We start from the raw sequence: 23,677 nt of genomic DNA, 5'->3' as shown, positions 1-23,677 counted from the left end.
GCAACGCATCACCGTCCGCCATGGTTGGTAGTGGCCAACCGCCAAGCCCGTAAGGACCACGCTCCTTGCGGGTCAGTCGTCGAAGACCCAGGACTCATGTCTTTGCCCGGAGATCTCATGGCCTATTCCTACACCGAACGCAAGCGAATTCGCAAAAGTTTCGGCACCCGCGATAGCGTGCTCGAAGTTCCTTATCTGCTGCAGATGCAGAAGGACGCATACACCGCTTTCCTGCAGGCAGATACAGCACCCCAGAAAAGAACCATCGAAGGCCTTCAGGCTGCATTCGACGCTGCCTTCCCCATCGTCTCCCACAACGGTTTTGTGGAGATGAAGTTCATTGAGTACAACCTGGCAAAGCCTGCCTTCGATGTGCGTGAATGCCAGACCCGTGGTCTGACGTTCGCCTCGGCCGTGCGCGCCAAGGTGCAACTGATCATCTATGACCGCGAGTCCTCGACGTCGCAGTCCAAGGTGGTCAAGGAAGTGAAGGAGCAAGAGGTCTACATGGGTGAAGTGCCCCTGATGACCGACAAGGGCTCGTTCATCATCAACGGCACGGAGCGCGTGATCGTGTCGCAGCTGCACCGTTCGCCAGGCGTGTTTTTCGAGCATGACAAGGGCAAGACCCACAGCTCGGGCAAGCTGCTGTTCTCGGCTCGGATCATCCCGTACCGCGGCTCCTGGCTCGACTTCGAGTTCGACCCCAAGGACATCCTGTACTTCCGCGTGGACCGTCGCCGCAAGATGCCGGTCACGATTTTGCTCAAGGCCATCGGCCTGAACCCCGAATCCATCCTGGCGAACTTCTTCGTCAACGACAACTTCCGTCTGATGGACAGCGGTGCGCAGATGGAGTTTGTCTCCGAGCGCCTGCGTGGCGAAGTGGCACGTTTCGACATCACCGACAAGTCGGGCAAGGTGGTTGTGGCCAAGGACAAGCGCGTCACGGCCCGTCACACCCGCGAACTGGAGCAGTCTGGCACCACGCACATCAGCGTGCCAGAAGACTTCCTGATTGGCCGTGTGGTCGCTCGTAACATTGTGGACGCCGACACGGGCGAAATCATCGCCAAGGCCAATGAAGAACTGACCGAAGCGCTGCTCAAGAAGCTGCGTACTGCCGGCGTGCAAGACCTGCAGGTCATCTACACGAACGAACTGGACCAAGGCGCCTACATCTCGCAGACCCTGCGTATCGATGAAACGGTGGACGAGTTCGCTGCCCGCGTGGCCATCTACCGCATGATGCGCCCCGGCGAGCCGCCGACAGAAGACGCCGTGCAGGCCTTGTTCCAGCGCCTGTTCTACAACCCCGACACGTACGACCTGTCGCGCGTGGGCCGCATGAAGTTCAACGCCAAGATTGGCCGCGACGAATCCACCGGCCCTATGGTGCTGTCCAACGAAGACATCCTGGCCGTGGTCAAGATCCTGGTGGACCTGCGCAACGGCAACGGCGAAGTCGATGACATCGATCACCTGGGCAACCGCCGCGTGCGCTGCGTGGGCGAATTGGCCGAAAACCAGTACCGCACAGGCCTGGCGCGTATCGAAAAGGCTGTCAAGGAGCGTCTGGGTCAGGCCGAGCAAGAGCCGCTGATGCCCCACGACCTGATCAACAGCAAGCCGATCTCGGCAGCGCTGAAGGAATTCTTCGGCGCGTCGCAGCTGTCACAGTTCATGGACCAGACCAACCCGCTGGCGGAAATCACGCACAAGCGTCGTGTATCTGCCCTCGGCCCAGGCGGTCTGACCCGTGAACGTGCAGGCTTCGAAGTGCGTGACGTGCACGTGACCCACTACGGTCGCGTCTGCCCTATCGAAACGCCTGAAGGTCCCAACATTGGTCTGATCAACTCGCTGGCTCTGTACGCCCGCCTGAACGAGTACGGTTTCATTGAGACCCCGTACCGTCGTGTGGTGGACGGCAAGGTGACCAACGACATCGACTATCTGTCGGCGATCGAAGAAGGCAAATACGTGATTGCGCAGGCTAATGCGCAGCTCGACAAGGACGGTCGTCTGACGGGCGAACTGGTCTCAGCCCGTGAAAAGGGTGAGTCGATTCTGTGCGGCGCAGATCGCGTGCAGTACATGGACGTGTCGCCCGCGCAGATCGTGTCGGTGGCAGCCTCGCTGGTGCCATTCCTGGAGCACGATGACGCGAACCGCGCGTTGATGGGCGCCAACATGTCGCGCCAGGCCGTGCCTGTGCTGCGTCCTGAAAAGCCCCTGGTCGGTACGGGCATTGAACGCGTGGCCGCTGTGGACTCGGGCACCGTGGTGACCGCTACACGTGGTGGTATCGTGGATTACGTGGATGCCACCCGTATCGTGGTCCGCGTGAACGACGACGAAGCCGTGGCCGGTGAAGTGGGTGTGGACATCTACAACCTCATCAAGTACCAGCGTTCCAACCAGAACACCAACATCCACCAGCGTCCTATCGTCAAGAAGGGTGACAAGCTGGTCAAGGGTGACGTCGTGGCCGACGGTGCATCGACGGACTTTGGCGAAATCGCCATCGGCCAGAACATGCTGATCGCGTTCATGCCCTGGAACGGCTACAACTTCGAAGACTCGATCCTGATCTCCGAACGCGTGGTGTCCGAAGACCGCTACACCTCGATCCACATCGAAGAGTTGGTGGTCATGGCTCGCGACACGAAGCTGGGTGCAGAAGAAATCACACGCGACATTCCGAACCTGTCGGAACAGCAACTGAACCGTCTGGACGAGTCCGGCATCATCTACGTGGGCGCCGAAGTGCAACCCGGCGACACGCTGGTCGGCAAGGTCACGCCCAAGGGCGAAACCACCCTCACGCCTGAAGAGAAGTTGCTGCGCGCCATCTTCGGCGAGAAGGCTTCCGACGTGAAGGACACGTCGCTGCGCGTGGACCAGGGGTCGTCCGGCACCGTGATCGACGTGCAGGTGTTCACCCGCGAAGGCATCCAGCGCGACAAGCGCGCCCAGCAGATCATCGACGATGAACTCAAGCGCTTCCGTCTGGACCTGAACGACCAGCTGCGCATCGTGGAGGCCGACGCCTTTGATCGTATCGAGAAGCTGCTGACCGGCCGCGTGGCCAACGGCGGCCCACAGAAGCTCGCCAAGGGCACGAAGATCGACAAGGCCTATCTGGCTTCCGTCGAAAAGTTCCACTGGTTCGACATCCGCCCTGCGGAAGACGAAGTCGCCACCCAGCTCGAATCCATCAAGAACGCGTTGGAGCAAACGCGCCACAGCTTCGACCTGGCCTTTGAAGAAAAGCGCAAGAAGCTCACGCAAGGCGACGAGCTGCCTGCTGGCGTGCTCAAGATGGTCAAGGTGTACCTGGCCGTCAAGCGCCGTCTGCAGCCTGGCGACAAAATGGCCGGCCGCCACGGTAACAAGGGTGTGGTGTCCAAGATCGTTCCGGTCGAAGACATGCCCTACATGGCCGACGGCACCCCTGCCGACATCGTTCTGAACCCGCTGGGCGTGCCCTCGCGGATGAACATCGGCCAAGTGCTGGAAGTCCACCTGGGCTGGGCTGGCAAGGGCATTGGTCAGCGCATTGGCAACATGCTCCAGGAGCAGGCCAAGGCGTCCGAGCTGCGCACCTTCCTCGAAGAGGTGTACAACTCGCGCGGCCGCAAGGAAGACCTGTCGCAACTGAGCGACGACGACCTGATGGCCATGGCGGAAAACCTGACGAGTGGTGTGCCTTACGCTACCCCCGTGTTTGATGGTGCTTCGGAAGAAGAAATCAAGGACATGCTCAAGATCGCCTACCCGGACGATATTGCTGAGCGCAAGGGCCTGACACCGACCCGCACACAGGCTTATCTGTTTGATGGCCGCACGGGCGAGCGCTTTGAGCGCCCGACCACCATCGGCTACATGCACTACCTGAAGCTGCACCACTTGGTGGACGACAAGATGCACGCCCGCTCGACCGGTCCTTACTCGCTCGTCACGCAGCAGCCGCTGGGTGGTAAGGCGCAGTTCGGTGGCCAGCGTTTCGGGGAAATGGAAGTGTGGGCGCTGGAAGCTTACGGCGCCGCCTACGTGCTGCAGGAAATGCTGACCGTGAAGTCCGACGACGTCGTGGGCCGTACAAAGGTGTACGAGTCCATCGTCAAGGGCGAACACGCCATCGAAGCCGGCATGCCGGAATCGTTCAACGTGCTGGTCAAGGAAATCCGTTCGCTGGGCCTGGACATCGAGCTGGAACGCTCCTAAGCAGAAAAGGAAAGAGTCACTATGAAATCGCTACTCGACCTGTTCAAGCAATTCACGCCGGACGAGCATTTCGATGCCATCCGCATCGGCATGGCTTCGCCCGAAAAGATCCGTTCGTGGTCTTTCGGCGAAGTGAAGAAGCCCGAAACCATCAACTACCGCACATTCAAGCCCGAGCGTGACGGTCTGTTCTGCGCCAAGATTTTTGGTCCTATCAAGGACTACGAATGCCTGTGCGGCAAGTACAAGCGCCTCAAGCACCGCGGTGTGATCTGCGAGAAGTGCGGCGTTGAAGTCACGCAGACCAAGGTGCGTCGCGAGCGCATGGGCCACATTGATCTGGCCGCACCTTGCGCTCACATCTGGTTCCTGAAGTCGCTGCCTTCGCGTCTGGGCCTGGTGCTCGACATGACGCTGCGCGACATCGAACGCGTGCTGTACTTTGAAGCCTACGTGGTGACCGACCCCGGCATGACCCCGCTGAAGAAGTTCAGCATCATGTCCGAGGACGACTACGACGCCAAGCGCAAGGAATACGGCGACGAGTTCATCGCCAAAATGGGCGCTGAAGGCATCAAGGACCTGCTGGAATCCATCGACATCGACCTGTCGATCGAACGCCTGCGGGGTGACCTGACCGGCTCCGAAGTCAAGGTCAAGAAGAACGCCAAGCGCCTGAAGGTGCTCGAAGCCTTCAAGAAGTCGGGCATCAAGCCCGAGTGGATGGTGCTCGAAGTGCTGCCAGTGCTGCCACCGGACCTGCGTCCGCTGGTGCCGCTGGACGGCGGCCGCTTCGCGACCTCCGACCTGAATGACCTGTATCGCCGGGTCATCAACCGCAACTCGCGTCTGCGCCGCCTGCTGGAGCTGAAGGCCCCTGAAATCATCGCCCGCAACGAAAAGCGGATGCTGCAGGAAGCCGTCGACTCGCTGCTGGACAACGGCCGCCGTGGCAAGGCCATGACGGGCGCCAACAAGCGTGCGCTGAAGTCGCTGGCCGACATGATCAAGGGCAAGTCCGGCCGTTTCCGCCAGAACTTGCTGGGCAAGCGCGTGGACTACTCTGGTCGTTCCGTGATCACCGTGGGCCCAACGCTCAAGTTGCATCAGTGCGGTCTGCCCAAGCTGATGGCGCTGGAGCTGTTCAAGCCTTTCATCTTCTCGCGCCTCGAAGCCATGGGCATCGCGACGACGATCAAGGCCGCCAAGAAGGAAGTCGAATCCGGCACCCCCGTGGTGTGGGACATCCTGGAAGAGGTCATCAAGGAACACCCCGTGATGCTGAACCGTGCACCTACGCTGCACCGTTTGGGCATCCAGGCCTTTGAACCCATCCTGATCGAAGGCAAGGCCATCCAGCTGCACCCCCTCGTCTGCGCGGCATTCAACGCCGACTTCGACGGTGACCAGATGGCTGTGCACGTCCCGCTGTCGGTGGAAGCACAAATGGAAGCCCGCACGCTGATGCTGGCCTCCAACAACGTGCTGTTCCCCGCCTCGGGCGAACCCTCCATCGTGCCTTCGCAGGACGTGGTGCTGGGTCTGTACTACGCCACCCGTGACCGTATCAACGGCAAGGGTGAAGGCCTGGTGTTCGCTGACACCGGCGAAGTGCAGCGTGCCCTGGACGCTGGCCAGGTCGAACTGGCTGCCAAGATCACGGTGCGCATGACCGAGTGGACCAAGGACAAGGCCACGGGCGAGTTTGTGCCCTCGACCTCGCTGGTGGAAACCACTGCAGGCCGCGCACTGCTGTCCGAGATCCTGCCCAAGGGCCTGCCGTTCAGCAACATGAACAAGGCGCTGAAGAAGAAGGAAATCTCCAAGCTCATCAACGTGAGCTTCCGCAAGTGCGGCCTGAAGGAAACCGTGGTGTTTGCAGACAAGCTGCTGCAAAACGGTTTCCGCCTGGCTACGCGCGCCGGTATCTCCATTGCCATCGACGACATGCTGGTGCCTCCGCAGAAGGCCGGCATCATTGAGCGCTCCGAGAAGGAAGTCAAAGAGATCGAACAGCAGTACGTGTCCGGTCTGGTGACGTCTGGCGAGCGCTACAACAAGGTGGTGGATATCTGGGGCAAGGCCGGTGACGAAGTGTCCAAGGTGATGATGGCCCAGCTGTCCAAGCAAAAGGTCACCGACCGCCACGGCAAGGAAGTGGACCAGGAGTCTTTCAACTCCATCTACATGATGGCCGACTCCGGTGCCCGCGGCTCTGCTGCCCAGATCCGTCAGGTGGCGGGTATGCGGGGTCTGATGGCCAAGCCAGACGGCTCGATCATCGAGACGCCCATTACCGCGAACTTCCGCGAAGGTCTGAACGTGCTGGAGTACTTCATCTCCACCCACGGTGCCCGTAAGGGTCTGGCCGACACGGCGCTGAAGACGGCGAACTCCGGTTACCTCACCCGCCGTCTGGTGGACGTGACGCAGGACCTGGTTGTGACCGAAGAGGATTGCGGCACGGCCAATGGTTCGCTGATGCGCGCCATCGTCGAAGGCGGTGAAGTGATCGAATCGCTGCGCGAGCGTATCCTGGGCCGCACTGCGGCTGAGGACGTACTGCACCCCGAGAACCGCGCGGTGCTGGTCGAAGCTGGTGTGATGCTGGACGAAGACCTGATCGAAGAGCTCGAAGCCGCTGGCGTGGACGAAGTGAAGGTGCGCACGGCCCTGACCTGCGAAACCCGCTACGGCCTGTGCGCCAAGTGCTACGGCCGCGACCTGGGCCGCGGTGGCCTGATCAACCTCGGCGAAGCCGTGGGTGTGATCGCTGCCCAGTCCATCGGCGAGCCCGGCACGCAGCTGACCATGCGTACGTTCCACATCGGTGGAGCCGCTTCGCGTGCAGCCATCGCGTCGAGCGTGGAAGCCAAGTCCAACGGCGTGATCGGCTTCAACGCCACGATGCGCTACGTGAGCAACACCAAGGGCGAGCTGGTGGTGATTGCGCGTTCGGGTGAAATCATCATCCAGGACGAGCATGGCCGCGAGCGCGAGCGCCACAAGGTGCCTTACGGCGCCACGCTGACGGTGAAGGCCGACCAGCAGATCAAGGCCGGCACGATCCTGGCCAACTGGGACCCGCTGACGCGCCCCATCATCACCGAGTTCGCCGGTCAGACCAAGTTCGAGAACGTCGAAGAAGGCCTGACGGTGGCCAAGCAGGTCGATGAAGTGACCGGTCTGTCCACACTGGTGGTGATCGATCCGAAGCGCCGTGGTGCCGCCAAGGTGGTGCGTCCGCAGGTGAAGCTGATTGACGCCCAAGGCAACGAAGTGAAGATCCCTGGTACCGACCACTCGGTGACCATCGGCTTCCAGGTCGGTGCTCTGATCCAGGTGCGCGATGGCCAGGACGTGGGCCCCGGCGAAGTGCTGGCGCGTATTCCGGTCGAAGGCCAGAAGACCCGCGACATTACCGGCGGTCTGCCCCGCGTGGCCGAGCTGTTCGAAGCCCGTACACCGAAGGACAAGGGCACCCTGGCTGAAATGACCGGTACCGTGTCGTTCGGCAAGGAAACCAAGGGCAAGGTTCGCCTGCAGATCACTGACCCTGAAGGTCGCGTGTTCGAAGAGCTCGTGCCCAAGGAAAAGAACATCCTGGTGCACGAAGGCCAGGTGGTGAACAAGGGCGAATCGATTGTGGACGGCCCGGCCGACCCACAAGACATTCTGCGTTTGCTGGGTATCGAAGAACTCTCGCGCTACATCGTCGATGAAGTGCAGGACGTGTACCGCTTGCAGGGCGTGAAGATCAACGACAAGCACATCGAGGTGATCGTTCGCCAGATGCTGCGCCGCGTCGTGGTCGAGAACGTCGGCGAGTCGAACTACATTGCCGGCGAGCAGGTCGAGCGCTCCGAGATCCTCAACACCAACGAGGCACTGCAGGCCGAGGGCAAGATCCCTGCGACCTACAGCAACCTGTTGCTGGGTATCACGAAGGCATCTCTGTCTACCGACTCGTTCATCTCGGCCGCTTCCTTCCAGGAAACGACCCGTGTGCTTACCGAGGCTGCCATCATGGGCAAGCGCGACGAGTTGCGTGGCCTGAAGGAAAACGTGATCGTGGGTCGCCTGATCCCTGCCGGTACGGGTCTGGCCTACCACCAGGCACGCAAGGCCAAGGACGCCATGGACGACGCCGAGCGCCGCGCCATCGCCGAAGCCGAAGCCGCCGAAATGGCAGCCCAGTCGGACGCCTCGGATGTGGACAGTGGCAGCGTCACTGCCACCGACGCAGCGGCAGACTGATAGAAAACAGCAAGGCCTCCCTCTGGCCTTGCTGCGGTCGCCACAGCGCCCCCGTCCTGTCCCAGGCAGGCCGGGGGCGTTTTTGATGGACGTGTGTCTTTTCACCGCCCGTCGTTTGTTTCAACTTTCTGTTTTTCGGGCCGCGACGGGTGCAGCAGCATCCGCTCCGGCAACTGTGCATGCTGTGGTCGTCGCCCCTCTTCTGGATTGCTTTTGCCGTCTTTCTGTTCTGGGCCCTGGGGGCCTACAACCGTCTGATGCGCCTGCGCTCGGCTGTCGTTCAGTCGTTCGGCAGTTTTGACGCACACATGGTGCGGCTGGTGGCCTTGCTCGGCGAGTTCGGTGCGGCGCAGGCTGTACAGCGCGGCAGCTTGCTGGCCGATGCAGGTGCGCAAGAGTTGGCCGCGCTGCAGGGTGCCGTGACGCAATTGAGTGCCTCGCTGGCCGTGGCACGCGCCCGCCCGCTGCAGGGTGACGCGGTGGCAGCATTGACCGCCGCCCGCGAAGTGCTGCGAGCGACCTGGGCCACCGCCTTGCAGAAGTTGCTGGCCGACCCTGCACAGCCAACATCATTGGTCTCGGCTGCAGATACCGCTACGGTGACCCCAGGGTCTGCGCCCGTGGTCCTGTCCGTGTGGCAGGTGCGCTGGGAGGAACACGCCGTGCAGAACGAGCAAGCGATTCGCGTGTTCAATGAGGCCGTGGTGCAGTACAACAGTGCCATTGCCCAGTTTCCGGCCAGCCTGCTGGCCTGGGTGTTCGGGTTCAAGGCTGCACGTGCGCTGTAACCCGCTTTCAGGATCACGATGACTCCACCTCCCCACCAACGTCCCCGCCGCACCGGTGGCAACGCGCCGCGTCCCGTGCGCGCAAGCTCCGGCCAGCAGTCTCCGCAGGCGGGTTCTGCTGCGGTCTCACCCGATAGGGCGACTTCGTCGAGTGCCACGACGGTTCCTCTGTGGCGGTTGCTGACAGCGGTGGCTGGCGCCTTGCAGGCGATCCGGGGCGGGCAGTCCGGCACGACAGCGCTGACCGCCATAGAGATCGCGTTGCGCCCTGGCGCGCAGGCCCTGCTGTTCCAGGTATTGCGACAGGCCGGGCGGGCCGAGGCCCTGCGCCGACAGCTGGCCGCCCGTGCCCCCGCACCCGCCGCCGATGCGCTGCTGTGCAGCGCGCTGGCGCTGTGCTGGGAGCCGCAGGCCTCGCCCTATGAACCCTTCACCCTGGTGAACCAGGCGGTGGAGGCGGCCAAGCACCACCCGGCCACCCGCGCGCAGGCCTCGTTCATCAACGGCTGCCTGCGCCGTTTTCTGCGCGAGCGCGACGCCCTAGTGGCCGCCACCGACAACGATCCCGTGGCGCGCTGGAACCATCCGGCGTGGTGGGTGCAGCGCCTGCGCAAGGACCACCCCCAGTACTGGGAGCAGATCCTGCAGGCCAACAATGCCCACGCACCCATGGTGTTGCGGGTCAACGAACAAAAATGCACGGTAGCGCAGTATTTACATGCCTTGGATGCTATTGGTTTAGGAGCGATTGCGGTGGGCCAGCATGGCGTCGCGCTGCGTCAGGCGGTGCCCGTTCAGTCGCTGCCACACTTTGCGGAGGGCTGGGTGTCCGTGCAGGACGCCGCCGCCCAGCAGGCGGCTCCTTTGCTGCTGCAAGGGCTGGATCTGAGTCAGCCCTTGCGCGTGCTCGACGCCTGCGCCGCCCCCGGCGGCAAGACGGCGCACCTGCTGGAGATGGCGGGTCCGCAGTCTCCCTTGCAGGTCACGGCGCTGGAGATCGATGCCACACGCAGCGTCCGCATTGGTGAAACCCTGCAGCGCCTGGGGCTGACGGCCCAGGTCCTGGTGGCCGATGCTGCCCGCCCGCAAGACTGGTGGCAGTCGCAGTGCGGCGGCGTGCCGTTCGACGCCATCCTGCTCGACGCACCGTGCACCGCGTCCGGCATTGTGCGTCGCCATCCAGACGTGCGCTGGCTGCGCCGTGAATCCGACATTGCCCAGCTGGCAACCCTGCAGGCGGCCCTGCTCAAGGCCCTGTGGCCGCTGTTGCGTCCCGGCGGGCGCCTGCTGTATTGCACTTGTTCCGTCTTCCGGGCAGAGGGTGATGCCCAGGTGCAAACGTTTCTTGCACACAACACCGATGCGCAAATGCTGCCGTCGCCGGGGCATTTAATTCCCGGCAACGCGGACAAGGTCGGGGCTGTCCCGGACAATCTGACCGGTGACCACGACGGCTTTTTTTACGCACTGTTGCAAAAATCGGCGCAATGAGCCCCGGAGCATGCGCTGGTGGCTGGTGTGCGCATGGTTTGTGCTGTTTTGGGGGACGGTGCTCTGCTGGGTGCCGCAGGCCGTAGCGGCACAGGCGGCCTCCTCCGAGGTGGGTGACCTGCGCCTCGAACGCGGGGACGACGGTCTGTACCTGAGTGCCAACCTGCAATTTGAACTGCCCGAGCTGGCCGAAGACGCCTTGCAAAAAGGCATTCCCATGTTCTTCGTGGCCGACGCCCAGGTGCTGCGCGACCGCTGGTACTGGTCCGACCGGCAGGTGGCCGAGACCACCCGGTACTTCCGCCTGAGCTACCAGCCGCTCACCCGCCGTTGGCGTCTCAACATCTCCTCCACGCCTTTCACCAACAGCGGGCTGGGCGTGGTGCTGGGTCAGAATTTTGACAATTACGCCGATGCCTTGTCGTCGATTCAGCGTTTTTCACGTTGGAAGATCGCCGAACGCGATGTGATCGAGTCCGATGCCGTGCATACGGTGAACTTCCGCTTCCGCCTCGATATGTCCCAGCTGCCCCGTCCTTTCCAGATCGGCGCGGTCGGCCGGTCGGGCTGGAACCTGCTGGTCTCCCGCAGCCAGCGCCTGGGCGCAGAGCCAGCCAAGTGAGCACGTCCCCCCCATCCACCGGCGTTTCGGCATCGACCCACGCCACCGCCCGCCAGTCCCGCGCAGTGCGCTGGGCCGTGGGCGTGGGTGCCGCCATCATGTCGGCCATCGGTCTGGTACTGCTGTTCTTGCTGACGCTGGCCACCAACAACCGCGTGCTGTACGAGCGCAACTACGCCTGGCTCTTCGGCGTCAACGTATTTGTGGCGCTGCTACTGCTGCTGGTGCTGGGCTGGGTGGCGGTGCGATTGGGCTTGCGCCTGCGCAAGGGGCGTTTTGGCAGCCGCCTGCTGGTCAAACTCGCAGCCATTTTTGCGCTGGTGGGGCTCATGCCGGGGTTGCTGATCTATGTGGTGTCCTACCAGTTCGTCACGCGCTCCATCGAAAGCTGGTTCGACGTGAAGGTGGAGGGAGCTCTGTCTGCGGGCGTCAACCTGGCCCGCGTGTCGCTGGACTCGCTGGCCACGGACATGGCCGCCAAGACCCGCAATGCCAGCGCCCAGGTGGCCCAGGTGCCCGACGCCGCTGCAGGCCTGGTGCTGGAGCGTATTCGCGACCAGCTCGGCGCGACCGACGTGGTGCTCTGGAACGCGTCCGGTCAGGCGGTGGCCAGCGCGGGGCAGTCGCGGTTCAGCCTCAACCCCGAGCGGCCCGGCGCTGCCTTGCTGCGCACGGCGCGCCAGCAGCGCGCCACGGCGCAGATCGAAGGGCTGGACGACATTGCCGACCCGGCTGCGGCGCAGAACGCGCGGGTCAAGGTGCTGGCCTTGGTCAGCAGCCCCAGCGTGGGCCTGTTGATGGAGCCGCGCTATCTGCAGGCCACCTTGCCCCTACCGCCAGCCTTGGTGGCCAACGCCATCGCCGTGCAGGAGGCCAATCGTGAATACCAGGAGCGTGCGCTGGCCCGGGGCGGGCTGCGGCGCATGTATGTGGGCACGCTCACGCTGAGTCTGTTCCTGGCGGTGTTCGGCGCTGTGCTACTGGCGGTGCTGCTGGGCAACCAGCTGGCGCGGCCTTTGTTGGTGCTTGCAGAGGGGGTGCGCGAGGTGGCTGCGGGCAATCTGAGTCCCAAGGCCGCGCTGCAAAGCAAAGATGAGTTGGGTGGGCTGACGCGCTCGTTCGCGCTCATGACCCAGCAACTGGCAGACGCGCGCCAGGCGGTGGAGCAGAGCATGGGCGAGGTCGATGCCTCCCGCGCCAACCTGCAGACCATTCTGGACAACCTTACGGCGGGTGTCATCGTGCTGGATGCGCAGGGACTGATCCGTTCGTCCAACCCGGGCGCCACCCGCATCCTGCGCGCTCCCATGGCCGCTTATGAGGGGCGGCCGCTGTCCGAAGTGCCGGGCCTCGCGGAGTTTGCCGCTTCGGTCCAGGGCCATTTCGATGCGTTTTTGGGGGACCATGAACGCCATGGCCTGGACCATTGGCAGCAGCCGTTCGAGCTGCATGCCTCCTCAGGCGGCGCCGGACAACACGCCACGAGCCTAGTTGCGCGTGGCGCAGAGCTGCCCGATGCCACCCGACTGTTGGTTTTTGACGACATTTCGGAAATCGTTTCGGCCCAGCGTGCGCAGGCCTGGGGCGAGGTAGCGCGCCGGCTGGCGCACGAAATCAAGAACCCGCTGACCCCCATCCAGCTGTCGGCCGAGCGCCTTGAAATGAAGCTGTCGGGCAAGCTGCCGGACCCTGAACAAGCCATCCTCGCCAAGTCCGTCAAGACCATCGTGGACCAGGTCGATGCGATGAAGCGACTGGTCAACGAGTTCCGCGATTACGCGCGCTTGCCTGCCGCCGAACTGCATGCGCTGGACCTCAATGCCCTGGTCGCCGACGTGCTCCATTTGTATGGGGCAGAAAACGCCACCGTGCCTGTAGAAGCCGAGCTGGACCCGCGCTGCCCCTGGATTGCGGGCGATGCGCAGCAGTTGCGCCAGGTCGTACACAACCTGCTGCAGAACGCCCAGGACTCGACCGAGCAGGCCCGCGCCGGGGCCTCCGAGCCCGTGCCGCCGGTGCGCATCAGCACCCGCTGGAGCGAATCGTCACGCCGTGTGCGGCTCACGGTATCGGACAGCGGCGGGGGCTTTCCGTCCCACATCCTGCAGCGCGCTTTCGAACCCTATGTCACCACCAAACCGCGCGGCACCGGCCTGGGTTTGGCCGTCGTCAAAAAGATCGCAGATGAGCACGGAGCGCGCATCGAACTGTCCAACCGCACCGAAGAAGGCGTGGTGCGCGGCGCCCAAGTGTCGTTATCATTCGCCCCTGAACCAGCGGTGGCGTCATAACAACACCGCCCCGCAGTACCTCCCCAAGGCGCTTCAACACACATGGCAAACATTCTGGTGGTCGACGATGAGCTCGGCATTCGTGATCTGCTGTCGGAAATCCTGAACGACGAAGGTCACAGCGTAGACCTCGCAGAAAATGCGACCCAGGCCCGAGCCGCCCGGGCAGGCAACAGCTATGACCTGGTGCTGCTGGACATCTGGATGCCCGACACCGACGGCGTCTCGTTGCTCAAAGAGTGGGCGACGGCGGGCGTGCTCACCATGCCGGTCATCATGATGAGCGGCCACGCCACCATCGACACGGCGGTGGAGGCCACGCGCATCGGCGCTTTCTCGTTCCTCGAAAAACCCATCACCCTGCAAAAGCTGCTCAAGGCCGTGGAGCAGGGCCTGGCCCGCAACGCGGCCCACCAGGCTGCACCCGTGGCTGCCGTGTCCGCACCCGCTGCCGCTCCGGCCGATCCGACGTTCTCGCAGCTGCCTGCCGTTTCTGCGGTGATGGCGGGGGTGGACCCCGGCCCCCACGCCCACCAGGGGTTTGACCTGGATCGTCCCCTGCGCGAAGCGCGCGATGGTTTCGAGAAAGCCTACTTCGAGTTTCACCTGGCCCGCGAAGGCGGCTCCATGACGCGCGTGGCCGAAAAGACGGGTCTGGAGCGCACCCACCTGTACCGCAAGCTGCGCCAGCTGGGCGTGGATCTGGGGCGCGGCAAGCGCGGCTGATCAATTAATTTGTGCCTTTTGCCGGAAGCGCTGATTTTTCTGGCTATAATTTGAGGCTCAGGCCCGGTAGCTCAGTCGGTAGAGCAGAGGATTGAAAATCCTTGTGTCGGTGGTTCGATTCCGCCCCAGGCCACCAAACAAAAGCCCTTGATTTGCAAGAATCAAGGGCTTTTTCAATTTCGTACCGCCGAAGCAGGGCCACACCCAGCTGGGCAGGTGCGCATGTCGAAATCCTGCGTTGCCTTGGTGCTGGTTGCTGCCCGTACCGCGCATTGCGTTCCTTGTTGTTTCTCCCCACGTTCCCCATGCCCCTTCTGCAGGACACCACCCTTGGTATCGACTTCGGCACTTCCAACTCCGCGATGGCGGTGCGGCAGGGCGCGGGCCTGTCGCGAATGGTGGCGCTGGAGGGGGATGCACACACGCTGCCCACGGCGCTGTTCTTCAACGCCGAAGACCAGCGCACGCACTTTGGGCGCGATGCGGTGGCGCAGTACCTCGCGGGCACGGAAGGGCGGCTGATGCGCTCGCTCAAGAGCCTGCTGGGCAGTGCGCTGCTGCAGGACAAGACTGCAGTGCACAACCAGCTGGTCAGCTACCAGGACATCATCGGCCTCTTCTTGCGGATGCTGGCGCAGAAGGCCCGCGACGAACTCGGTGGCATGCCCGGGCGGGTGGTGATGGGGCGGCCGGTGCATTTTGTGGACGGCGATGCCGAGCGGGATCAGCAGGCCGAGGACGCGCTGCGCCAGGCCGCGCTGTCTGCAGGGTTCGAGAACGTGAGCTTCCAGTTCGAGCCCATTGCGGCCGCGCTGGACTACGAGCAGCGCATCGACCGGGAGTCGCTGGTGCTGGTGGTGGACATTGGCGGCGGTACATCGGACTTCACGGTGGTGCGCCTGGGCCCCGAGCGCATGGCCCGCGCGGACCGCAGCAGCGATGTGCTGGCCACCACTGGCGTGCACATCGGCGGCACGGACTTTGACCGGCGCCTCAGCCTGGACCTGCTCATGCCGCTGCTGGGCTTTCGCCACATTGGTCCGTCGGGGCGCGAGGTGCCCAGCCGCGTGTTTTTCGACCTCTCGACCTGGCACCTGATCCAGTGGCTGTATTCGCCGCGCGCACTGCGTGATGCGCAGAACCTGCGCACCGACTATGCCGATGCCGCGCTGCATGCCCGGCTGATTCGGGTGTTGAACGAGCGGCTGGGCCACCGCCTGGCCAACACGGTGGAGCAGGCCAAGATCGCGGCTTCTCTGGCCGATGCCGAGGCGCCCATGCCGCTGGACTGGGTCGAGGCTGGGCTCGGCGCCGCCATCACGCCGCCCGGATTGGCGCAGTCCCTGGCGCAGCCGCTGGAACAGGTGGTGGCCTGCGCGCGCGACTGCCTGCAGATGGCGGGACTGGGCGATGGGGGTGTGGATGCGATCTACCTGACTGGGGGCTCGTCGGCATTGCGGCCCCTGCGCCAGGCACTGCGCACGGCCTTCCCGGCAACTCCGCAAGTGGAGGGTGATCTGTTCGGCGGGGTGGCTGCGGGCCTGGCGGTTTCGCGGTAGTCATGCCATCCAGTTTGCTATTAATTGGATAGCTTGTGCGGCATATTGCACTAGCGCTACCGCCCGAAAACATCGCAAACACGGCCCGGGAGCACCTGGAGTCAGTCCTGTACGCCATCCTCGCGCTTCCACTCCAGCGCGGTGTCGTACAGCACGTTGCGTGACGCGCCCGTGATCTCGGCGGCCAGGCGCACGGCGGTCTTCAGGGGCAGCTCGGCCAGCAACAGGCGCAGCACGCGGTGGCTGTCGCCCGCGTCGCTGACCACAGGGACCGGGTGCAGCAGCACCACGAATTCGCCGCGCGAGCGCTGGGGCGACCCATCCAGCCACGCCGTCAGCGCCCGCGCGGGCTGGGTGGTGACTTCTTCAAACTGTTTGGTCAGCTCGCGCGCCAGGGTGACGGGGCGCTCGCCCAATACGGCCAGGGCCTGGGCCAGCTCGCCGATGCGGTGGGGCGCTTCGAGCAGCACCACGCACCGGGGCTCCTGGGCCAGTTGCTGGGCGATCACGTTGGCACGCTCCGCGTTCTTGACGGGCAGGAATCCTGCAAACACAAAGCCGCCGTGTTCGGTGCTGTGGGCCACGGCACCGGCCACGCTCAATGCGGTGGTGATGCTGCTGGCGCCCGGCAGTGGCACGGCACGCAGGCCCGCCGCCTGCACGGCAGCCACCAGACGTGCGCCGGGGTCGCTCACGCCGGGGGTGCCTGCGTCGCTCACATAGGCCACGCGCTGGCCCTGCTGCAGCCGGTGCACCACGTTCTGCGCGGCTTCGGCCTCGTTGTGCTGGTGCACAGCCAGCAGCTGGCTGGCGCCCTTGTCGATGCCGTAGGCGCGCAGCATCGACTGCGTATGGCGCGTGTCTTCGCAGGCCACCGTGTCGGCCAGTTGCAGCACATGCAGTGCGCGCAAGGTGATGTCGGCCAGGTTGCCGATGGGCGTGGCCACCACGTACAGCGCGCCCTGCGGATAATGCTGCGCAGCGGCGGCGTCGTGCGCCGCGCCCTGGGCTGAAGCGAAAGATGCGCTCAATGAATTTCCTTGGAAAAAGACCACCGGCCCTTGCCACCCCGGGGGCTGCCAAAAAAGCCACCACGCGTGAGCGGGGCAACGCTGCCGAGGACCAGGCATTGGCCCATCTGCAGGCAGCGGGACTGCAACTGGCGGTACGCAATTATCGGACGCCCGGACGCGGCGGGGGCGAGATTGATCTGGTGATGCGTGACCGGGATGGCACCCTGGTGTTTGTGGAGGTGCGTAGCCGCGCGCATGGCGGCTTTGGCGGCGCCGGTGCCAGCATCAGCGCGACCAAGCAGCAGCGCATCATCTTTGCCGCACGGCACTACCTGATGCGCTTGCCGTCGCCACCGCCCTGCCGTTTTGACGTGGTGCTGGTGGAGGAGGGGGTGCAGTGGCTCAAGGCGGCGTTCGATGCGCAGTAGCGGCGGGCGCCGTACCGGTCGCCAGCGCAATGCGGGTGGCTACCCTTTGCTACAAAAGCTGTAACACGCGGCGGGTATCATCGGGCCCTCATGCTTGAGCAACGCATCCAACAGCATTTCATTGACAGCGCCGACCTGAAGTACCAGGCCGCGCAGACCCTGAGCCACCCCATTGCCGCTGCCGTACAGGCGGTGCTGGCCTGCGTGACCAGCGGCGGCAAGGTGCTGGCCTGTGGCAACGGCCCGTCCGCCGCCGAAGCGCAGCAGTTTGCCGCCTTTTGCGTGGCGGGCTTTGAACGCGAACGTCCCGAGCTGGCCGCGCTGGCGCTCACATCCGACAACACCCTGCTCACGGCGGCTGCGGGAAGCAACGATGCCACCCAGCAGTTTGCGCGCCAGGTGCGCGCCCTGGGCCAGGCGGGCGATGTGCTGCTGGCCCTGACGGTGCACGGCAACGACCCCAACCTGCTGGCTGCCGCCGAGGCCGCGCACGAGCGCGACATGACCGTGGTGGTGTTGGCGGGCCGCACCGGCGGCAAACTGGCCGCCATGCTGCGGGAGACCGACGTCTTGATCAGCGTGCCCCATGACCGTGCGGCACGCGTGCGCGAAGTCCATACGCTGGTACTGCACTGCATCAGCGACGGCGTGGACGCACAGTTACTTGGTGAACAGGAGATCCCACTATGAACCCGACAACCCTGAATCGCACCCGCCGCGTGGTGGGCACTGCCCTGGCTGCTGCCACGCTGGCCGCTGCACTATCGGCCTGCGCGCCCCTGATCGTGGGCGGCGCTGTGGTCGGCGGCGTGATGGCGGTGGACCGCCGCACGGCCGGCACCCAGATCGAAGACGAAGGCATTGAGCTGCGCGCGGCCAACCGCATCCGCGAAGCCCTGGGCGACCGGGCCCATGTCAATGTGACCAGCTACAACCGCCAGGCCCTGCTGACCGGTGAAGTCGCCACAGCCCAGGACCGCCAGGCGGTGGAGCAGATGGTGTCGCAGGTGGAGAACGTGCGCTCCGTGGTCAACGATCTGGCCGTGATGCCCAGCTCCACCCTGAGCCAGCGGTCCACGGACACCTTCATCACCGGCAAGGTGCGTGCGAGCCTGGTGGACGCGCAGGACATCTCGGCCAATTCCTTCAAGGTGGTGACCGAGCGCAACACCGTCTATCTGATGGGCCGTGTCTCGCAGCGCGAGGCCAACCGTGCCACGGACATCGCCCGGGGCGTGAGTGACGTGCGCAAGGTGGTGCGTGTGTTCGAGATCGTTTCGGAGGAAGAGCTGCGCCGCATCGCGCCGCAACCTGCGCCGGTTACCACGGACACCAAGCCGGCCGGCGGCTGAGGACGGGGTTCAGACCGGAGGGTCAATGTCCCACACCGCAGCGCGTGGTCTGGGACATTTTTCTTGCAGCGCAGCGCTGGGGCTCCGCAACGCTGCCACACGTCGCCGGCGTTGCGCCCGGGGGTGAGGCTGCGACGACGCCTGCTTTGCCCGACCGCCGGGTCTGCCCTTTGTCAGGGTAGACACCGCAGGCGGCTGAGGGGGTTACTTCAAGCGCTGAATCAGGCTGGACGTATCCCAGCGGTTGCCGCCCATCTTCTGCACATCGGCATAGAACTGGTCCACCAGTGCCGTCACCGGCACGCGTGATCCGTTGCGCTTGGCTTCGTCCAGCACCAGTCCCAGGTCCTTGCGCATCCAGTCCACGGCAAAACCAAAGTCGAACTTGCCGTCCACCATGGTCTTGCCACGGTTGTCCATCTGCCAGCTCTGGGCAGCGCCCTTGCCGATCACTTCCAGCACCTGCTTCATGTCCAGCCCGGCGTTCTGGCCAAACGCCACGGCTTCCGACAGGGCCTGCACCAGCCCGGCGATGCAGATCTGGTTGACCATCTTGGCCAACTGGCCCGAGCCGCTGGCACCCAGCAGCGTGAAGGCGCGCGAGAACGCCATGGCCACGGGCTGAGCAGCCTCGAAGGCTGCTGCATCGCCGCCGCACATCACGGTCAGCAGGCCGTTCTGAGCGCCGGCTTGGCCGCCGGACACGGGCGCATCCACAAACTGCAGGCCGAGCGCCTGGGCGGCCGCATACAGCTCGCGGGCCACCTCGGCCGAGGCCGTGGTGTGGTCCACAAAAATCGCGCCGGGCTTCATGCCTGCGAAGGCACCGTCCGCACCCAGGGTGACCGAGCGCAGGTCATCGTCATTGCCCACACAGCAGAACACGATGTCGGCGCTTGCCGCCGCCTCGCGGGGCGTGGCTGCATGCTGGGGGGCCTTGGTGCCCGCATACTCTGCGCACCACGCTACGGATTTGGTAGCGGTCCGGTTGTACACAGTGACTTCATGACCAGCCAGCGCCAGGTGGCCTGCCATGGGATAGCCCATCACGCCCAGGCCCAGAAAGGCGACTTTGCGGGAGGGGGTGGTGTCGTAGTTGCGGGGGTTAGTGCTTGGCATGGTGTGACGGCAAGATGATGCAAAAGTATGCGTGAAAACGAAAACCCGCCCAGGAGGGCGGGTGAAGCGGTGCGAAGGCGTGTGGACCTGGCTCTGGGGTCAAACGATCGCAAAATGCTCGGTGCCCTGAGCCAGGTCGGGTGACTTGGCGCGCTGGCTGTTGAGCTTGATCTGCAGGCGCAAGTCGTTGAGCGAGTCGGCATTGCGCAGCGCGTCTTCGTAGCTGATGACATTGGCCTCGTAGGCATCGAACAGCGCCTGGTCGAAGGTCTGCATGCCCAGGTTGCGGCTCTTCTTCATGATCTCCTTGATCTCGGAGACCTCGCCCTTGAAGATCAGGTCGGAGATCAGCGGGGTGTTGAGCATCACCTCCACCGCTGCGGCGCGGCCCTTGCCGTCCTGCTTGGGGATCAGGCGCTGCGACACCATGGCGCGCAGGTTGAGCGACAGGTCCATCAACAACTGGGCACGGCGCTCTTCGGGAAAGAAGTTGATGATCCGGTCCAGCGCCTGGTTGGCGCTGTTGGCGTGCAGCGTGGCCAGGCACAAGTGCCCGGTTTCGGCAAACGCCACCGCATGTTCCATGGTCTCGCGATCGCGGATTTCGCCCATCAGGATCACGTCGGGCGCCTGCCGCAGCGTGTTCTTCAGCGCTGCTTCCCAGCTGTCGGTATCCAGGCCCACTTCACGCTGCGTCACCACGCAGTTCTTGTGTGGGTGCACAAATTCGATGGGGTCCTCCACCGTGATGATGTGGCCGAACGAGTTCTCGTTGCGCCAGTCCACCATGGCGGCCAGCGTGGTGGACTTGCCCGAGCCCGTGGCACCCACCAGGATGCACAGGCCGCGTTTGGTCATCGTCACTTCCTTGAGCACCTGCGGCACACCCAGGCCGTCGATGGTGGGCAGCGTGAGTGGAATGGTCCGCAGCACCATGCCGACCTTGCCCTGCTGGATGAAAGCGTTGACGCGGAAGCGCCCGATGCCAGCGGGCGAGATGGCGAAGTTGCACTCCTTGGTGCGCTCGAAGTCCGCCACCTGCTTGTCGCTCATGATCGCGCGCGCCAGCGTGAGCGTGTGGTTGGACGTGAGGGGTTGCGGCGACACCTTGGTCACCTTGCCATCGACCTTGATGGCGGGTGGAAACTCTGCCGTGATGAACAAGTCGCTGCCGTTGCGGCTCACCATCAGCTTGAGCAGGTCATTGATGAATTTACTGGCCTGATCGCGTTCCATCAGAAGTTCTCCCGGGGGTGGTCGTCTGCCGGACGATCTTGTGTCGTGGATAGGTGCATCATTTCTGGTTGTCGCTCAGGCGTGCGCTCACCACGCGCAGGCGCAGCGACAGCTTGCGCGCCAGCAGGGCAATCAGGCTGGCGGCCAGTTGCGGATCCTTGGTCATCATGTCGTCCATGGCCTCGGCGGAGAGCACGGCGATCTCGCAGTCGGTGAGTGTGGTGCAGGCCGAAAAGCGGATGCCGCTGTCCAGCAGCGACATCTCGCCCAGGATGTCCCCAGGGCGTGTCTCGGCCAGACGCAATTGTTCGCCCCAAGGCTGCACGCGGTCCACGGCGATGGTGCCGGTGAGCAGCACCACCATGAAGTTGCCGTACTCATCCTGGCGAATCACGTCGCGATTGGACGGGACGGCCGCAAATTCAAAAAAGCGCTCCATGCGCTCCACGGCGTCCTTGTCCAGGTGCGCCATGTACTTGTCCTTGGCCCACAGGCCTTGCAGCAGTTTGCCGCCCCGGCTGGTAGGCAGGCGCTTGGCGCCCACTTCCACGGCGCGTGCCTCCCAGGGCACCAGCATGGAGTCGTCCACACCCTGGCCCGCAAACGCGGTGGAAAACAGCACGGAATCCGTGTGGTCGTCCGATGGCTTGCCGCTGCGGGCTTTCATTTTCAGAAGGCTCAAAATGCCTTTCATATCGCGCTCCGGTATGCGGCGCCTGCAGGGGCCGCAAAGTCGTTCATGGGGGTGTGCTGTCGGGGGCTCAGCCGGGGAAGTTCTCGGGGATCTTGGCCTTGCTGCGTGCTTCGGCCGGACTGATGATGTTGCGGCGCACGAGGTCGGTCAGGTTCTGGTCCAGCGTCTGCATGCCCACGCTGTTGCTGGTCTGGATGGTGGAGTACATCTGCGCCACCTTGGCCTCGCGGATCAGGTTGCGGATGGCGCTGGTGCCCAGCATGATCTCGTGCGCAGCCACGCGGCCGGAGCCGTCCTTGGTCTTGCACAGCGTTTGCGAGATCACGGCCTGCAGCGATTCGGACAACATCGCACGGACCATTTCCTTTTCTTCGGCGGGGAACACGTCGATGATCCGGTCGATGGTCTTGGCGGCGCTCGAGGTGTGCAGCGTACCGAACACCAAGTGGCCCGTTTCAGCAGCCGTCATGGCCAGGCGGATGGTTTCCAGGTCGCGCATTTCGCCCACCAGAATGGCGTCCGGGTCTTCGCGCAGTGCGGACTTCAGTGCCGCCGCGAAGGACAGCGTCATCGGGCCGACTTCACGCTGGTTGATCAGGCACTTCTTGGACTCGTGCACGAATTCGATCGGGTCTTCCACCGTGAGGATGTGGCCGTATTCGGATTCGTTGAGGTAGTTGACCATGGCGGCCAGCGTGGTGGACTTGCCCGAGCCCGTGGGGCCGGTCACCAGCACCAGGCCCCGTGGCTTCAAGGCCAGGTCGCCGAAGATCTTGGGGGCGTTGAGCTGTTCCAGCGTCAGGATCTTGCTCGGAATCGTCCGGAACACGGCGGCCGCGCCCCGGTTCTGGTTGAAGGCGTTGACGCGGAAGCGGGCCAGGCCTTCGATCTCGAAGGAAAAGTCCACCTCCAGGAACTCTTCATACGTCTTGCGCTGCGCGTCGCTCATGATGTCGTACACCATGGCATGCACCGTCTTGTGGTCCAGCGCATCGACGTTGATACGCCGCACGTCGCCGTGGACCCGGATCATGGGCGGCAGACCGGCGGAGAGGTGCAGGTCGGAGGCCTTGTTCTTCACGCTGAACGCGAGCAATTGGGTAATGTCCACGGAGTCCCTCTATCGTTTGGTACGCTTGCCAAACATTATGACCACGATTGCTAACAACCTCCAACAGGTTATGGGCCGGATCGCCCAGGCGTGCCGGACTGCCGGGCGCGACCCGGGCCAGGTGGGCCTGCTGGCCGTTTCCAAGACCTTTGGCGCCGATGCAGTGTTGGAGGCGGTGGCAGCAGGCCAGCGCGCCTTTGGCGAGAACTACATCCAGGAGGGCGTGGACAAGATTGCCGCCGTGCGGGCTGCCTTGCCCGGCGTGGCGCTGCAGTGGCACTGCATTGGCCCTATCCAGAGCAACAAGACCCGCCTGGTGGCCGAGCACTTTGACTGGGTGCACACGGTGGACCGGCTCAAGATCGCCGAGCGCCTGTCGGCCCAGCGGCCCGATCACCTGCCGCCGCTGCAGGTATGTATCCAGGTCAACATCGACGGTGGGCCCACCAAGTCGGGCGTGGCCCCGTCCGAAGCCCTGGACCTGGTGCGCGCTGTCGCAAAACTGCCACGGCTGGTGGTGCGAGGACTCATGAGCATTCCGGACCATGCTCCTGAATTTGAAGCGCAATTGGCAATCCACACTAGCGCCAGAAGGCTATTTGACGAGATATCGGCAGTGGGAGAGCCAGGCCTGGGGCAGTTTGACACCCTGTCCCTGGGCATGACGGCCGATCTGGAGGCCGCCATTCAGGCAGGCAGCACGCTGGTGCGCGTGGGCACCGGCGTGTTTGGTGGACGGACCTATCCCGCCGCCTGAGCG

Annotated in this window: 17 protein-coding genes and 1 tRNA gene; 13 read left to right on the top strand and 5 right to left on the bottom strand. The window is 64.1% G+C overall.

Features of this window, described 5'->3' with window-relative positions:
* Positions 1 to 117 precede the first annotated feature (117 nt).
* From rpoB to ATF69_RS05930, 9 genes are all read left to right on the top strand, one after another.
* Entirely contained in the window at positions 118 to 4,230 is a 4,113-nt protein-coding gene (gene rpoB / locus ATF69_RS05970; protein WP_056745841.1) for a DNA-directed RNA polymerase subunit beta, read from the top strand.
* A 21-nt stretch (positions 4,231 to 4,251) separates the two neighbouring features.
* The gene (gene rpoC / locus ATF69_RS05965) at positions 4,252 to 8,487 is read left to right on the top strand and encodes a DNA-directed RNA polymerase subunit beta' (RefSeq protein ID WP_056745839.1); all 4,236 of its coding nucleotides are present in this window, start codon (positions 4,252 to 4,254) and stop codon (positions 8,485 to 8,487) included.
* Positions 8,488 to 8,666: 179 nt separating this feature from the next.
* A complete protein-coding gene (locus ATF69_RS05960) occupies positions 8,667 to 9,275 on the top strand; it encodes a LemA family protein (RefSeq protein ID WP_146870196.1) in 609 nt (202 codons plus the stop codon).
* 18 nt (positions 9,276 to 9,293) lie between these two features.
* Positions 9,294 to 10,766, top strand: a complete 1,473-nt coding sequence (gene rsmB / locus ATF69_RS05955) for a 16S rRNA (cytosine(967)-C(5))-methyltransferase RsmB (protein WP_244303662.1) — start codon at positions 9,294 to 9,296, stop codon at positions 10,764 to 10,766.
* 10 nt (positions 10,767 to 10,776) lie between these two features.
* Positions 10,777 to 11,388 carry a DUF4390 domain-containing protein gene (locus ATF69_RS05950; protein WP_056059932.1) on the top strand — a complete coding sequence of 204 codons (612 nt, stop codon included), beginning with the start codon at positions 10,777 to 10,779 and terminating at the stop codon, positions 11,386 to 11,388.
* On the top strand, positions 11,385 to 13,679 hold the full coding sequence (locus ATF69_RS05945; RefSeq protein ID WP_108498075.1) for a sensor histidine kinase: 2,295 nt from the start codon (positions 11,385 to 11,387) through the stop codon (positions 13,677 to 13,679). Before ATF69_RS05950 ends, ATF69_RS05945 begins: the two co-directional genes overlap by 4 nt.
* A 42-nt stretch (positions 13,680 to 13,721) precedes the next feature.
* Positions 13,722 to 14,405, top strand: coding sequence for a response regulator (locus ATF69_RS05940; RefSeq protein WP_060986598.1), 684 nt, complete (start codon positions 13,722 to 13,724; stop codon positions 14,403 to 14,405).
* Positions 14,406 to 14,465: 60 nt separating this feature from the next.
* Positions 14,466 to 14,541, top strand: a tRNA-Phe gene (locus ATF69_RS05935).
* Positions 14,542 to 14,710: 169 nt separating this feature from the next.
* Positions 14,711 to 15,964: an Hsp70 family protein gene (locus tag ATF69_RS05930; protein ID WP_056059922.1), complete on the top strand. Its 1,254-nt coding sequence runs from the start codon at positions 14,711 to 14,713 to the stop codon at positions 15,962 to 15,964.
* A gap of 101 nt (positions 15,965 to 16,065) precedes the next feature.
* On the opposite strand, the gene rsmI is transcribed toward ATF69_RS05930, so the two are convergent.
* Positions 16,066 to 16,995 (bottom strand): 16S rRNA (cytidine(1402)-2'-O)-methyltransferase, encoded by a 930-nt coding sequence (gene rsmI / locus ATF69_RS05925; protein ID WP_146870195.1) that lies wholly within the window; start codon positions 16,993 to 16,995, stop codon positions 16,066 to 16,068.
* Here rsmI and ATF69_RS05920 point away from each other — a divergent pair.
* The 3 genes from ATF69_RS05920 to ATF69_RS05910 all read left to right on the top strand — a co-directional run bounded on the left by ATF69_RS05920 (position 16,995) and on the right by ATF69_RS05910 (position 18,757).
* Positions 16,995 to 17,405 (top strand): YraN family protein, encoded by a 411-nt coding sequence (locus ATF69_RS05920; protein ID WP_121941767.1) that lies wholly within the window; start codon positions 16,995 to 16,997, stop codon positions 17,403 to 17,405. The genes rsmI and ATF69_RS05920 overlap by 1 nt on opposite strands.
* A gap of 90 nt (positions 17,406 to 17,495) precedes the next feature.
* Complete coding sequence (locus ATF69_RS05915) at positions 17,496 to 18,095, top strand: SIS domain-containing protein (RefSeq protein ID WP_056059914.1); 600 nt, start codon at positions 17,496 to 17,498, stop codon at positions 18,093 to 18,095.
* A complete protein-coding gene (locus ATF69_RS05910; RefSeq protein WP_056745822.1) occupies positions 18,092 to 18,757 on the top strand; it encodes a BON domain-containing protein in 666 nt (221 codons plus the stop codon). The genes ATF69_RS05915 and ATF69_RS05910 overlap by 4 nt, the downstream gene beginning before the upstream one ends.
* 204 nt (positions 18,758 to 18,961) lie before the next feature.
* Here ATF69_RS05910 and ATF69_RS05905 read toward each other — a convergent pair whose 3' ends face one another.
* The 4 genes from ATF69_RS05905 to ATF69_RS05890 form a co-directional block, all read right to left on the bottom strand.
* Positions 18,962 to 19,876 carry an NAD(P)-dependent oxidoreductase gene (locus tag ATF69_RS05905; RefSeq protein ID WP_146870194.1) on the bottom strand — a complete coding sequence of 305 codons (915 nt, stop codon included), beginning with the start codon at positions 19,874 to 19,876 and terminating at the stop codon, positions 18,962 to 18,964.
* Positions 19,877 to 19,975: 99 nt separating this feature from the next.
* Positions 19,976 to 21,112 carry a PilT/PilU family type 4a pilus ATPase gene (locus tag ATF69_RS05900; protein WP_056059906.1) on the bottom strand — a complete coding sequence of 379 codons (1,137 nt, stop codon included), beginning with the start codon at positions 21,110 to 21,112 and terminating at the stop codon, positions 19,976 to 19,978.
* Positions 21,113 to 21,170: 58 nt separating this feature from the next.
* Positions 21,171 to 21,806, bottom strand: a complete 636-nt coding sequence (locus ATF69_RS05895) for a Crp/Fnr family transcriptional regulator (protein ID WP_015012256.1) — start codon at positions 21,804 to 21,806, stop codon at positions 21,171 to 21,173.
* A gap of 67 nt (positions 21,807 to 21,873) precedes the next feature.
* Positions 21,874 to 22,917 (bottom strand): type IV pilus twitching motility protein PilT, encoded by a 1,044-nt coding sequence (locus ATF69_RS05890; protein WP_015012257.1) that lies wholly within the window; start codon positions 22,915 to 22,917, stop codon positions 21,874 to 21,876.
* 37 nt (positions 22,918 to 22,954) lie between these two features.
* Here ATF69_RS05890 and ATF69_RS05885 point away from each other — a divergent pair, with 37 nt between their 5' ends.
* Positions 22,955 to 23,674, top strand: coding sequence for a YggS family pyridoxal phosphate-dependent enzyme (locus ATF69_RS05885; RefSeq protein WP_146870193.1), 720 nt, complete (start codon positions 22,955 to 22,957; stop codon positions 23,672 to 23,674).
* Positions 23,675 to 23,677: the final 3 nt, after the last annotated feature.

The organism is Acidovorax delafieldii, assembly GCF_007993815.1.
Taxonomy (GTDB): Bacteria; Pseudomonadota; Gammaproteobacteria; order Burkholderiales; family Burkholderiaceae_C; genus Acidovorax; species Acidovorax delafieldii.
This window is presented reverse-complemented; position numbering and strand designations above follow the sequence as displayed.

Bases quoted from the DNA above. Each gene is read 5' to 3' on its own strand.
- ATF69_RS05905 (WP_146870194.1), bottom strand. From the start codon at position 19,876: ATGCCAAGCACTAACCCCCGCAACTACGACACCACCCCCTCCCGCAAA.
- ATF69_RS05940 (WP_060986598.1), top strand. From the start codon at position 13,722: ATGGCAAACATTCTGGTGGTCGACGATGAGCTCGGCATTCGTGATCTG.
- ATF69_RS05900 (WP_056059906.1), bottom strand. From the start codon at position 21,112: ATGGAACGCGATCAGGCCAGTAAATTCATCAATGACCTGCTCAAGCTG.
- ATF69_RS05895 (WP_015012256.1), bottom strand. From the start codon at position 21,806: ATGAAAGGCATTTTGAGCCTTCTGAAAATGAAAGCCCGCAGCGGCAAG.
- ATF69_RS05960 (WP_146870196.1), top strand. From the start codon at position 8,667: ATGCTGTGGTCGTCGCCCCTCTTCTGGATTGCTTTTGCCGTCTTTCTG.
- ATF69_RS05885 (WP_146870193.1), top strand. From the start codon at position 22,955: ATGACCACGATTGCTAACAACCTCCAACAGGTTATGGGCCGGATCGCC.
- ATF69_RS05915 (WP_056059914.1), top strand. From the start codon at position 17,496: ATGCTTGAGCAACGCATCCAACAGCATTTCATTGACAGCGCCGACCTG.
- rpoC (WP_056745839.1), top strand. From the start codon at position 4,252: ATGAAATCGCTACTCGACCTGTTCAAGCAATTCACGCCGGACGAGCAT.
- ATF69_RS05950 (WP_056059932.1), top strand. From the start codon at position 10,777: ATGCGCTGGTGGCTGGTGTGCGCATGGTTTGTGCTGTTTTGGGGGACG.
- ATF69_RS05930 (WP_056059922.1), top strand. From the start codon at position 14,711: ATGCCCCTTCTGCAGGACACCACCCTTGGTATCGACTTCGGCACTTCC.
- rsmB (WP_244303662.1), top strand. From the start codon at position 9,294: ATGACTCCACCTCCCCACCAACGTCCCCGCCGCACCGGTGGCAACGCG.
- ATF69_RS05910 (WP_056745822.1), top strand. From the start codon at position 18,092: ATGAACCCGACAACCCTGAATCGCACCCGCCGCGTGGTGGGCACTGCC.
- rpoB (WP_056745841.1), top strand. From the start codon at position 118: ATGGCCTATTCCTACACCGAACGCAAGCGAATTCGCAAAAGTTTCGGC.
- ATF69_RS05920 (WP_121941767.1), top strand. From the start codon at position 16,995: ATGAATTTCCTTGGAAAAAGACCACCGGCCCTTGCCACCCCGGGGGCT.